The following is a 12,708-nucleotide window of genomic DNA, read 5'->3' as shown; positions in this document are numbered from 1 at the left end:
GCTTGACCTAATTGCGCTCGTTTTCTTCGGCGAACTGGCCGCCTTTGCGATAGCGTTCCAGATAGGCGGGCACGATGGATTCGATGCTCTCACGCTCCACGCCGAAATCCTTGATCGTCCCGAAATCCTTGCCGGTTTCGCCCACCACATTGTCGGTCTTGAGCAATTTCACCTGATCGCGGGTCAGGAAGGGCTGCACGAAGGGCAGTTTGCCGGTGAGCTCGCCCATCAGGCCCATGCCGCCGGCGGCCAGGAAGGGAATCGGCAGCAGAATCCGCTGGCGGCGCGTGGTCGCCATGATGAATTCGAGGATCTCCTTGAAGGTGTAGATCCCCGGCCCGCCCAGCTCATAGGTGCGCCCGCGCGCCTCATCCATCTCCAGCGCCTTCACCGCGCATTCGGCCACATCGTCGCAATAGACCGGCTGAAACTTCGTCTTGCCGCCGCCGATCAGGGGCAGGGCCGGCGCGAAGCGCGCCATGTCGGCGAATTTGTTGAAGAACTGGTCTTCCGGGCCGAACACGATGGAGGGGCGAAGGATCACCGCGCCGGGAATCGCCGCCTGCACGGCCTGTTCGCCCAGCGCCTTGGTCCTCGCGTATTTCGATTTCGAGTCCGCATCGGCGCCGATGGCGGAGATCTGCACCATGCGCTCGATCCCGGCGGCCTTGGCGGCCTCGGCGATCAGCCCGGCGCCCTTGGACTGCAGCGCGTCAAAGCTCTGCTTGCCGTCCTCGGCCAGAATGCCCACCAGATTGATCACCCCGTGGGCGCCGTCCACCGCGCGCTCCACCGAGGCGCGATCTTTCAGATTAGCCTGCACCAGCTGGATCTGGCCCACCACGCCCATGGGGCGCAGATCACCCGCCAGATGGGGGCGGCGCGTGGCCGCGCGCACCCGGTAGCCGGCCTTGGCCAGGCGGCGCACCACATAGTGTCCGATGAAGCCGGACGCCCCGAACACGGTGATCATCTCGTCGCGCAATTGCATGGTCGGCCTCATCTTTGAAAATAGCGGCGACGCCGCATCGCCCTATCAAAGGCGTCACGGGCTGATATAGGGAGTGCGCGCCGATAGACCAAAAAACCCCGCCCCTGTCCATGCAGGCGAAGCGCGGCGTGTACCCCCCGATACACATTGCAATGCACATGACCCGCGCCTGGCCGTTGACAGGGCACGGCCCGGCGCACTATCACCCGCGCTCCCACACCTGCCCAGGTGGCGGAATTGGTAGACGCGCCAGCTTCAGGTGCTGGTTTCCGAAAGGAAGTGGAAGTTCGAGTCTTCTCCTGGGCACCACAGCTTGCGCTAAAAGCGTGAGATGGAACAATGGCTTGGGGGTTTTGAGCCGGTCTCTTGGTACACCGCGAGGTACACAAGAGATGGTCGGCCCTTCCCAAATCCCTTTTCTGACAGAACGTAACGGCACGCTGTTTTTCCGTCGGCGCGTTCCAGCGCGCTTCCGAGATCGCACCGGCTTCCATGAATGGAAACGGGCGCTGGGGCGGGAAACCGCAGACAGCTCCCGCATTCGCCTCGAGCTGCGGGTCCTTACCGAGGCCACAGACGAGGCGCTTGCCCGGCTTGAGCGCGGCCTCCCCGTAAGCTCCAGTCTCCTCGAGGCCGCTCTGGCAGCCCTGTATCCGGATCAGAACAAGGCGACGCTCCTCACGATAGACGACGCGGTGAGAGCGTATCAGGCGGACCGCGGCCTTACGTGCCTGCGCAAGCCGGAGCAGGTGGCTGTCGACCAGTTCAAGGCGATGATCGGCGAAAAGCGCATCTTCGAGATCAGCCGCTCCGACGTTCGGCGCTGGGTCGATCTCTTGCGAACCAAGCGGGGCCAGTCCGGGACCACGATCCGGCGGCGCATCGGGGCCATGAAAGCGATCTTCAGCCTCGCGGCGGAGGAAGCCGATTTCGCCGGGATCAATCCATTCCGCTCGGCGCGCATCGCTGGAGCTGAAGAGGGCGGTTATCGGCTTCCCTTCGAGCGCGATCACCTCAAGGCCATCGACGCCTGGCTCCAAAGCGGCGCCGGAAAGAAACCGACCGGACAGCTGATCCGCCTCATCCGACTGACTGGAGCGAGGCCCCTGGAAATCGGCGGCCTGGAAGCCTCTGACCTCAATCTCGTCGGCGAAATACCGTCTGTCAGCATAAGGCCGAACGCCAACCGGGGTCTGAAGACGCGTAGCTCCCAGCGCGTCCTACCATTGATCGGAGACGCCTTGGCGGCTGCGAAAGAGCTTAGAGAGCATTGCGATACAGGTCCCCTCTTTCCGCCCAACTGCCACGCGACCGGCACACTATCAGCTCGTCTCAACAAGGCGCTTCGCGCAGCTGGTGTGCCAGCCCAGCGTGAGTTTACCGCCTACTCGTTCCGGCACACGATGGAAGAGGCGCTTCGGCTTACTGACGCCTCATTCGAGGTCCAGCAGGCGGTGCTAGGCCATGCGCCTCGAACGATGACCGATCGCTACGGAGCGAAGCGGGTGGCGCTGGGACGGATCCGGCTGTCACTGATTGAAGCAGAAATCCACCTTTTTGCGCTCTCGAACAAATTCAGTTGAAAAGCAGGTAACCGACGTCACAATGTCCGGTGAAAAGGTGATCGACTTATCTTGAAAGGGTGCAAGAATTTTCCTGGCCTATTTAGCAACTTGCTCATTGCGTCAATTGAATTAACCCAGCGATTTTCTAGGTCTTTTGATGACAGCGTCATAACAAGATGCGTTTTCGCTCGTGAGGCGGCTACGTTAATAAGGCGGCGGCCATTATCGGAATTTAGAAAGCTCCCCGCGGCATCGACCGGGTCGAAAACAACGATCGAAGCCTCGGCTCCCTGCGACCTATGCACCGTGCTCACTTTGACCCGTCGCGCTTCGCCACCCATCAGGAGGCGCTTCAATAGAGCGCGTTGAGCTCTGAATGGAGTTAGCACCAAAATCTCATCCACATCTGTGTACGAGCCGCAGAATTCGTCCACGACGTCGCGCACCACCATGGCGGACTCCAACCGGATCATGCCGCCGTACTTCTTTGACCATGTTGAATCAGCTTCGATACGCTCGATAAGTACCCGCGGAACCTCTCGGCCGTTTATAAAATGGGAGCTTCGCTCGTGCTTCCAAATCGCATCACATCGAGCCCGCTCACAGACCTTAAGTCTCGACTCGTAAAAGGTGCTGGAAACAGTTTGGCAGATTCCGACCGCCATCCGCGACTGTTCGTCGAGCAATGTCGACGGCGCATTGGACCAACCTTCGAAGATCGTACGAGCTAGGGCCCTCTGGACGGACGGCTCTCTCGACTGAACAACGGGGGCGAGCTGATTGGGATCACCAGAAAAATATCCCCGGCCGCTGAGGGTAGCCACGGCCAACGCAGTCGGAAGCGGTATCTGACTCGCTTCGTCGCAGACTAGGAAGTGCCACTGCTGCGCCCGAAGAATGGAATACCATTGAACCGCGCTCGCTGTTGTAAGACCAACGACCCGAGCGTGATGAGATATTGACTCGACCTCTGCCCGCAGATCTTTCCGCGCCGCCTCGACAGCTGACTTCCAGGCCGCGTAAGCTTCAACATCCTTTTTTGAAGGCTCATCAGCCTCCAAGAGCGCCAGCTTCACTCCTGCTTCATAAACCCCAGGAGCTAGGAGGTCCTGGTGGTCGCTGTATCGATTTATGTCGAACCTTGTTCCAAGGCGCTTCATTGACGGAAGAAGCTCTGACCTCCCGAGCCTCTGACACCAACCCGCTACTGACAGTAGTGCCCCGTCAACCGCGGTATTCGTTGGGCCCAACAAAATAACCCGCGCGGCGCTATGGCGAGTGATCATGCGAGCGATCAATGCTCCAACAGTGTAGGTCTTACCCGTTCCTGGAGGCCCAATGAGTAGATGTGCCGGCTCGGCATGCGCCTGCACCGCTTTTGACTGTCCGGACCTTAGGACATCATACTCCGCAGGTAATGGAGCCGTTTCAGCCGATGACGCTGACCGATTTGGCCTTGATAGAGCTGCCATTGCCTTCAGCCGGATCTCGTCGGCAGACCAGAGATCCAGGATCGGCGTGATGAAGTCACGCTGAAATAAGTGAATTGAGGTCCCCGCCTCTGGCGGCTCCCCCTGGCAAAATCGAAGCGTTAGAACGCCTTCGTCGGCATCGACGAAAAAAACCTCAGCCCGACCTTGGCTAATGTCTTCGCCCCAAACCGCACGCGCGCCCTCCAAATTTTCATCGATTGCTTGCGACGCCCTTCCCGGCTTTGGTACAATCAAAATAACGATGTGGATACCGCTCCGCCTCGCACTTGCAACAACATAGCCTAGGCCTTTTGCGACGTGATCGCGCTCGCTGCGCAGCGCGTCGATAATCTTGCGACTTCCTAAGTCGAGGGGCCTTTTAGCACTCGCGCCATCCTGCTCGATCACGTTTGACTCCACAGGCGCAATTGCGGCACCCACCAACAAATTCGCATACATCCACTCCCCTTAGTCTATCTTTCTAAAATTGTAATCGTGTAAACCAGTACCTGTTTAGGGGCACCACAATTTTTCCAACGTGCAAAGCGAACGGCGCGCCGCTAGGGCCGCATACACATCGGGGGCGGTCTGAAAATTTCAGTACTATTTCACCGGCAGCGGGACCGGCTTTCGTGGTCGATGCCGTAGCGGGTAGATGTTCCAGCCTTGAAGCTGGCGCGCGACCTTCCAGGTCCGCTCCTCGGTGTCTAGCGGCTTGGGGAAGATGTACCGCTCCCGCAGCCAATCCCGCATTACCTCCCACGGCTGAATGCCGCGTCTCCACGCTTCGATTTCATAGATTGGGTAGTAGGTGCGATTGCCGCGAAAGCATTCGGCGGGCGCTGGGGCGGGGCCGGAATCGCGAATCCGCCAGTTGGCTAAGACCTGGATCGAGACACCTAGCAGAGCCGCAAGCTCGCGGCTGGAAAGCACGTCCCAAGGCGTGAGGTTCAGCTCTGCAGAGCGAGCGGAAGCCTCTTTTTTTAGTTTCATCTGTCTCACAACTCACTGTCTCACCTCAAATATTCTTCATGAGAAGAAGAATGGTATTATAATAAGAAAAATCGGGGTGTGACAGTGGGAACTGTGACACCCCGATTTCTCGACTAGCTGCGGATCAATTCCTTCCGGATCTCCTCGGGATCAGCCTGCAGCCACTTAACGTGGTCGCGGATGACCCAGAGGCGGGGTCGTGTCCCGTCATGGAGGCGGACCTGGGTCGGGTAAGGTTTATGGCCCAGCGACCGCAACGCAGCGCCGACGGCAGCGTGCGACGGCTTGCGCTCGCCGTAATCATGGGCGGCAAAACCAACCGCTTCGAGGGTCACCAGATCCTTGGAAAACACGCCTTGCTCCGCCTCGATGAGCGCCTCGATCTTTGTTTCGATCGGAGCTCGGGTATCCGCGATAAGGTCGGCCTTTGCAGCGGTCATCGGCGGGCGGGCATCGGGCCTGAACCCGCTGATGTCGCGGTTCAAAAGGTGATCCTTGAACGCACCCGCTTCCATCCCGTTGATCGCTTCGAAGAGCTCATCGTAGTAGGCCGCGGGCTGCGGGGTCATTTCGGAGCGGACAACGAAGAAGCGCCGGTCGTCAGTAGCAAGGCGTGTCGGGATCTGCTCATTAGAGAAAGCCAAAAACCCGCGCGGCGTCGCCGCCTTGTAGGCCTGGATATGCTTCTCTTCGGCCGTCGCCGTCTCGTTGGTGATCCAGTCCTTCAGCTCATTGTAGAACTTAAGACGATCAGTTGCCATAAGCTCCTCAAAAATCAGGACTTGCAGATTCCCCCAGCGCGCCTTGAAGCGGTCTTCCGCCTCGGAAGGCCCAACTTCCTTAGCGTTTTCGCTGCCAACGAGGAGCTTGAGGAGAAGACCAATCGCCGACTTGCCGATCCCCTGACCACCGATAATCAGAATGACATGCTTAATTTTCACGCCCGGTTTCTGAACCAGATGAGCGAAGTAGTCGATCACGTGCTCACGCTCTACGGGGTCAGGGAGCAGGTAGGTCAGGTGCTGGTAGATCTTGCCATAGTTCCCGTGCACCGGTTCGATCCCGGTATCCCGCCAGATGTTCAGCACGCGCGTGCCATTCTCGAGGAGGATCCCGGTCGGCTGTCCAGGACGGTAGACGATGCTCTCCACCTTTCCGGCGAACCTCGATTTCACGATCAGCGTCGTGATCTTCGACTTCGGCGACAAGTGGCTGAACTTCTGCTCAAAGGATTTGTCGGTGTAGCGTTCGCCGGTTTCCACGTGCGCAAACAGCGGCGGATTAACGACCGCCACATATTGACTCATAATCTCGACCACTGCGTCCGGCAGATGCGGGAGAGCCATCGGGCTGTTAACCGTCCCGAAGAACGCGCATCCCCTGCACGCCTCGCCTCCCGTGACCTCGTCCATGCGCCGGCAAGTCGGCGGCTTCATATGATGGCGGGCCTCGTCGAATTTTCGGTCGGCTTCGGTGTAGTCATAGTTAGAGTAAGCCGAGCTGATCTGATGAAACAGCTGACGGCCGTTTTTAATGCGGTTGAAGAGCTGGGCGAGGGCGACCCACTGGTCATACACATGGTGGGCCGCCGTCTCTGTCAGGTGGTGCGCAGCCTTACAGCCGCGCTGGATGTTGGTGAACGGAACATCCTGAGGCTCGTTGTCGACCACTTCAGTCTCGCTGAACAGCATCAGCTGTCTCGGCTTGGACGGCCCGATGATGGTCTCGACGATAAGGTGCAGTTCTTCGATCGTGTAGTGCTTAGACATTGATGATCTCCACGGGCTTTGGGGGAGTGGTCTTGTGGTTGAGGGTCCCCGGCATGCGGGTGACGCGGGCGAGGTCACTGGTGTTGTCAAAGCGCCAGCCGCGGCGTTCGAGCGCGGACTTACGCAAAGCGGCGTGGAAGTCCCTCGTCGCCTTGGCGTAAGCCTCACGATTGGCGTCTGTCGTGAAGACTGCGGGCTGAGGATGCAGCCAGTCGAGATAGAGGCCGTTCCCGGAAGACCGGATCTGCGTCGGCCGCTCGATCCCGGCTTCGTCCAGCCACGTAACCACCTCACCCAACGTGCGGGGAAGCGCGCTCTGCTTGTGGACCTTTGGATCGTCGCTGAAGAGGTCGGCGTCGAACATGATGCCCGGCGACGAGCCGACATCCTGGGCCGTGCCGCGTCCCGCCGGCCGGCGCATCAGCGGGCACCAGCCGAAGTAAACGTCGCCGTACGAGCTGAGCTCAATGAGCCGCTCTTCGGCGCGGTCGAGATCGGCGGTGGAATTAAACTCGGTGATGCCGAGCGTCTTGCTCCAGATAGCGAGGAGGTGATCCGCGGGAGCACCGCGATAGAGATTGGTCAGATAGGACACAGGCAAAAGCCTTTCTGTTGCTTCACGCCCAATCGGCGCGGAGCACACAGAAAAGGATTACCCCCGTGTCAGAGAAACAGAGCTCGTCACTGTCTAGTCACTGACAATTCTGACTAATCTGACAGCCGCAGCGACTGGCGTGCAAGCGCCACAAAATTGAATCGGTTCTTGAAGCTCGTATTTGACTTTGGAGCCCAATGGCCCATTTCCTCGGCGCGATCCCGTATCACGTCGTAGAAATTTTCGGCGCTTTCGAATTGGTGATTCCGCGACAGATCTTTTGCAATCTCTAGGATCTCATTCCACTTGGAGTTTTCTTTAGGGCCTGGTTTGTTTGGCTCGGACTTTCGCGGCTCCCGGTATGCAGCACCTAAAAGTTCTTCCAGTTTTTCACGGGCAAAGCCAACATCGGAGTACCATTGGTTGCGCGGTTCTGGTAAGTCACGGCTCACTGTTTCAAAGCTCAACCGACTTTGATCCCAATACCAATCAGCCGCTGCCAGCTCGCCGGGGTGAATGACATCCTCGTGATGCTTTATTGGTCTTATCTCTTCGTCTAGCTGGTGATGAGGAGGGGACAGCTCAACGAAACAACCGCGGACTTCGATATCGCCGGCCGACGCGAGTCTCATGAGCGCCTCTTTAGCCTCATCGTGAAATTCGGGTTTGATCAGATCGGAAAGCGCCTCAAAGAGCGTGATCCGGCTCGGCGGCGGTAGAATTGGCATGGTTGGTGCGACCTATACTTTGACGAAAGTTACCCCAAAAGCCTTGCAGGCACGTGCCTCTTGGAGCCGGTTTGCGAGGTTGAACGCATCGCGGTTGTCGAACCTTTGGTAGATATCCAGTCCACGGCCAAGCAAGATTTTCCAGCCTGTGTCGGTCTCAATGCTGCGATCATGGATCGCCTCGTCGAACTTCCACTCAAGATCGATCCCGTGCGGCGATACGTTCTCGGCGATCCGGTGAAGATCCTCTTCTTGCCGTTCTGCTGTTTCGGCGTCCCGTCCTGTCACCAGCCGGACAGAGATCTCGTCTTCCGGCTGTTTCTGGATGATCAGCAGCTCCAGGAATTCCGTGAGGTTTCTGAGCTGATGAAACATCCTCAGGTAGGGATCCTGAACTGTAATCACCGTTGCGCCGCTCAAATAGCTCCCGAAGAGATTGGCAAAGGTGATGCCGCGCTGGTTCTCCTGGATCTCGCGGTGCTCTGGCTGAAGCTCTGCCGGCTCGGCGGTCACCTTTGACTGGCGAGCTTCCGTCTTCTGCTGGGCTGCGTTGGCAGCGGCCGCGTCGCTCGGTTCTTCGCCGCCATCGTCTTCATCGGTAGCGGTGCGGTGATAGAAGAGCGGATACTCCTGTTCCTCTAGCGTCGTCACCCTGCGCTTCGAGCCGTCTGGCTTCGAAAATGAGAAATCGACCTTGGGATAGGTGGAGTCGATCCGCATCAGTTGATCCTTCACCCGCTTGCGGCACTCCACGGCGAAAGCAAGGAGTTCCTCGATCTCATCGTGTGTAGCGCCGCCCCCCGGAAACAGGATCTTCATCAGGCCGGAGAAGGTTTTGTGGACCGCATCCCGGTCGCGGGTCGAGATGTCCGATGAAAGTTCGAACAGATCTTTGTACTGATCCGAGAAGTCCTGTCCGCGAAGGTGCCGGAGTATCTCAGCGAGGTAGTCGACGACAAACCCGTAGCCGTCTGAGAACATCTCTCCTCGAATGACATCAACTTCCCAGCCTGGAATGTATGCATGCAGGCGATCGATGAAGGCGGAGTCGTAGTATTTCTCCGGCACCTCGTCGAAAAGGTCTGTGTGCTTGAGCATGTAGGGAACGGTGTGCTTCGTGTTCCCGATGAAGACCATTGACGCCTCAGCCCCGAGCGTCTCCACGCCTCGGGAGAAGCTCTTGTTGGCCATGTAGTTCTTCATGATGTCGACGAGCGCCTTGTCGACCTTCTTCTGTCGGCCCGCGAATTCGTCGAACGCCACCACGTCCCAATATCCGACCAAGCCGATCTTCCCGGACGAATTGTTGACGAAGAGCTTCGGGACAGTGACCTCCCCGCCGGAGATCAGGATCCCGTGGGGCGAAAACTCCGAGAAAATGTGGGACTTACCGGTGCCTTTCGGCCCTAGCTCGATGAGATTGTAATTCCTCTCAACGAACGGGATGAGGCGTGCCAGCTGGATAAATTTGCTTCGCCGGCCAAGCATTTCGGGATCAAAGCCGATGCTCTGAACCAGCAGATCGATCCATTCATCAGTGTCGAATTCACCGCGCGCGGCGAGATAGCCCTCATAGTCGAACTTTGAGAGCTGGATCGGTTTCAGCGAGCCGAGCACCCAGGGCGAGACGTTCTTGTCCTCGGTGTACTCGTATTCGACGTCGGCGATGCACCAGACACCGCTGACGAGGAGCTTGGGGTGGGCTTTCACCGTGGCTGAATCGACAAGGACGTTCTTGATCCCGAGATTTGCGAAAGCAGCCTCGTAGGTGTCCTTTTTGTCGTTCAGCGCCACGCTGACCTTGTCGATGACCTTGTAGCGGCCTTTTTCCCGGATATTCGACCGCACAAGCCCCGCTTCATTGCGGTGCACATAGTGGTTCGCCAGGATCTCCTTCACCGTCTCGATCCCGGAGTTGATCGAAGCTTCGTCGCTTGTCGCGCAGTACTGGCCCAGCAGGTATTCCAGCACGTAGGAGGGAACGATCGCGTTGCCCTTCACCGTCTTCACGAGGTCCTTGCGGACCACCAGCCCAGCGAAGTGCTCGTTGATCTTGGTGTCGAGCGGCGTCATGCAAATCCCCTAAAAATCAAAATCGCTCTGACGGCGCCGCAGTGAGTAGCGCACCGACTTGTATTCCTTGAACGTGCTTGTGCCCTTGTGCCGCTCGCTCAGGCGAAGCTCAACATCCTGATTGTTGTAATCGTCGGAGCGTTTGCTCAGGAGCAAGCGGATCTGGGACTCGCGGTCCCTGGGATCCTCGGATTCAACATCGAAGCGCAGCGGGTGCTCGTCGGAGAGCAGAGCACCGTCTGGGGCGTAAAGTCCGATCTTCAGGTCGCGAGGCCGAATTTTCTCATCAACCGGATCGCGCTGGTAGAGCCTCACGCCCAGCTGATTCGTCGTGATGAGCCGGCTCTCTCCAGACAGGATCTCGACCTCAACCAACTCCACATCGCTCTCCCGCGATTTGGATACGGTCAGGATGGGAATGATGATTTCCTGTAGCGCCGCGCCGCCATGCACAAAGCGCGAACCCGAACCGCTTCGGCGGAGCCGGTTAATTGATTTCGGGATCTGAACTTCGAGATCGCCTTTCAGCCCCAGCGCCTCAGCCGAAAAGGTCGTCGTGCTCGGGTTGGCATCGAGACCCCTTCCCAGCGCAAAGCGGCGATTTGGGAAGGTGACGTCGCGGCCGGTCACGCCCGTGGCCGCGTAATCGCTTTCTTCGACCTTGCGGGCCTGGAACAGGAAGCCGTGGTCGGCGGTGATCAGAACCCGGCTTGCGTTGGCGGACATGAGCTTGCGCACCGCCGCTTCAAGATCGCCGAACGTCTCCTGCGCCGCCTCAAAGACCTGGCGCTCGGTGCCGGGCTTGTCGCCGATTGCGTCGATCCGGTCATGATAGATGAAGACGACGTCGTGATCGCGCACCAGCGCGCGGGCCTCATCCTTCACCATGCCGATCAGATCTTCGAACTTAATCGCCTTGCACCGGTCTTCGCCGGCGCCAGCCACCAGGATCTTTTCGCGGTTGATGAGCCCGCTCGCCGATTGCCCGTCGACCAGGACCTTGCTGTCATCTTGAACGGATAATTCTTTGTGCGGCAGCAACGCCGCCATTCCCAGCTGGGTGTAGCTGGGCAGCACGCTAAGGCCGGGCTCCAGCTCCGCGCTGAACTTGTCCATGGCGCGGATCCGGCGCTGCAGCTCCTCGCCGATTTCATAGCGCATCGCGTCTGAGATGATGACGCAGACTTTCTGCCCACGCTGACGCAGAGCCCGGATCTTCGTGCTGTAGAAATCGCTCTGCATCGTCACCGCGGTCGTCGTCCACCGTTCAACCGCATCCACATGCGCCTGCCAATTATCGTTCAGCGTCAGGAGGAATTGGTTGGAGTACCGGTTTTCCACCTTGGTGCTGAGTTCAGACAGAAGGCTCGTCGCCTGCTTGGCTTGGTCAGCGTTGTGGATGAAGGCCCGGTAGAGCTGGTCGATCTTGTACCAGCGTTCAGCGTAGAGCCGCAGGCCCTCATCGAAGCTTCTCACGTCCAGCGATGTCTGGGACAGTTCATGAAAGAAGCGCGCCGCGGCGAGAATGGCCTCATAGACCGGCTTGTAAGTTTCGAACCAATGGGCGCTGCGGCGATCGCGCACCCAGCGTTCCACCTCGCCATGGGCCACGGTTTGCTCGGCGACCTCGTGCACCATCGCGACGATGATCTTGCGGTCGATCTCCTCGAACTGATCCATCTTGATCAGCTGCCGAAAGTCACGCGGCTCCAGGTCGCGCGTGATGTCGAGGGCGCCGGCGTATTCCGCGGAGAGGGTTTCGAATGCAGCGGCGCTGGTGCGGGTGTTCTTCCATCGCTTGAAGCAGACCTGGGACTCGGCGCTCAAATCCGACCGTTCTCCAAGATCCAGAGCATAGGAAGACCGGAACAGCGTGATGGCGAAGTCGGCGACGCTGGGCGTCTCGGTCGTATAGCCGAAGCGTTCGGCCAGTTGCGTCCAGAGGAAGTCGGTGAGCTTGCACCGCTCAAGCAAGCCCATGGCCCGCTCGAGATCGTCATCGCCTTTCGCCAGCTCGTGGAGCAGGGCTTCGACAATGGTTTCCAGATCCGGATGTGCGCCGAGACACGCAGCGAGCATTTTCAGCTGGACCCGCAACCGGCCGTCCTTCGGCTGAAGGCTCTCCTTCAGCGCGTCATAGCGGGCGGTCGAGCGGAAGAATTCCTGATGCGCTTCCAGAAGGCTGGCGAACGGTCCCGGCAGGCCCAGCTCGTCCAGCCACATCTGGATCTTGTCGGTGCGGAATTGGCCATGGGACAAAAGGACGTCGAGCAGCCAGTTGTCCATGTCCTCCGGCTGCGGTCCGCGCACATAGACCAGAAAGTGCTGCTTCGGCTCCACGCGCAGCATGCGGTGCTTCAGCGCGAATTCGTTATTGCGCACCTCCACCGCCTCAACGCCGGGCAGATCCAGCGCCGCGAAATCCTCGGTGAATTCCTGCGCGGCGTCGTACCAGAACACGATCTGCCGTTCCGGCGTGTCGAAGCGGGTGTTCAGGGCGTGTTCGAGCTTCTCGCGCATGT

The 12,708-nt window shown here is 58.9% G+C and carries 9 protein-coding genes and 1 tRNA gene; 2 read left to right on the top strand and 8 right to left on the bottom strand.

Translation table 11 applies throughout. The features are described from left to right. Positions 1–7: 7 nt before the first annotated feature. A complete protein-coding gene (locus ACWCOP_RS00495; protein WP_478249253.1) occupies positions 8–991 on the bottom strand; it encodes a complex I NDUFA9 subunit family protein in 984 nt (327 codons plus the stop codon). Between the two features lie 222 nt (positions 992–1,213). Between ACWCOP_RS00495 and ACWCOP_RS00490 the strand changes: the two genes are divergently transcribed. Both ACWCOP_RS00490 and ACWCOP_RS00485 read left to right on the top strand, forming a co-directional pair. Beyond that, a tRNA-Leu gene (locus ACWCOP_RS00490) sits at positions 1,214–1,300 on the top strand. 83 nt (positions 1,301–1,383) lie between these two features. Then, positions 1,384–2,574 (top strand): tyrosine-type recombinase/integrase, encoded by a 1,191-nt coding sequence (locus tag ACWCOP_RS00485; protein WP_478249252.1) that lies wholly within the window; start codon positions 1,384–1,386, stop codon positions 2,572–2,574. 17 nt (positions 2,575–2,591) lie between these two features. On the opposite strand, the gene ACWCOP_RS00480 is transcribed toward ACWCOP_RS00485, so the two are convergent. The 7 genes from ACWCOP_RS00480 to pglZ all read right to left on the bottom strand — a co-directional run bounded on the left by ACWCOP_RS00480 (position 2,592) and on the right by pglZ (position 12,706). Then, entirely contained in the window at positions 2,592–4,436 is a 1,845-nt protein-coding gene (locus tag ACWCOP_RS00480) for a DEAD/DEAH box helicase (RefSeq protein WP_478249250.1), read from the bottom strand. A gap of 195 nt (positions 4,437–4,631) precedes the next feature. After that, on the bottom strand, positions 4,632–5,021 hold the full coding sequence (locus tag ACWCOP_RS00475; RefSeq protein ID WP_478249249.1) for a hypothetical protein: 390 nt from the start codon (positions 5,019–5,021) through the stop codon (positions 4,632–4,634). Positions 5,022–5,134: 113 nt separating this feature from the next. Beyond that, positions 5,135–6,790: a primase-helicase family protein gene (locus ACWCOP_RS00470; RefSeq protein WP_478249247.1), complete on the bottom strand. Its 1,656-nt coding sequence runs from the start codon at positions 6,788–6,790 to the stop codon at positions 5,135–5,137. Then, positions 6,783–7,385 (bottom strand): hypothetical protein, encoded by a 603-nt coding sequence (locus ACWCOP_RS00465; protein ID WP_478249245.1) that lies wholly within the window; start codon positions 7,383–7,385, stop codon positions 6,783–6,785. Before ACWCOP_RS00465 ends, ACWCOP_RS00470 begins: the two co-directional genes overlap by 8 nt. Positions 7,386–7,498: 113 nt before the next feature. Further along, positions 7,499–8,113, bottom strand: a complete 615-nt coding sequence (locus ACWCOP_RS00460) for a hypothetical protein (RefSeq protein WP_478249243.1) — start codon at positions 8,111–8,113, stop codon at positions 7,499–7,501. Between the two features lie 12 nt (positions 8,114–8,125). Then, positions 8,126–10,186 carry a BREX system Lon protease-like protein BrxL gene (gene brxL / locus ACWCOP_RS00455; RefSeq protein ID WP_478249241.1) on the bottom strand — a complete coding sequence of 687 codons (2,061 nt, stop codon included), beginning with the start codon at positions 10,184–10,186 and terminating at the stop codon, positions 8,126–8,128. 9 nt (positions 10,187–10,195) lie between these two features. Beyond that, entirely contained in the window at positions 10,196–12,706 is a 2,511-nt protein-coding gene (pglZ, locus tag ACWCOP_RS00450) for a BREX-1 system phosphatase PglZ type A (protein WP_478249240.1), read from the bottom strand. Between the last annotated feature and the right edge of the window lie 2 nt (positions 12,707–12,708).

This window comes from Apolloniradiicaulis salifontis (genome assembly GCF_053756655.1).
The sequence above is the reverse complement of the archived record's forward strand: the minus strand, read 5'-3'. Positions and strand labels throughout refer to the sequence as shown.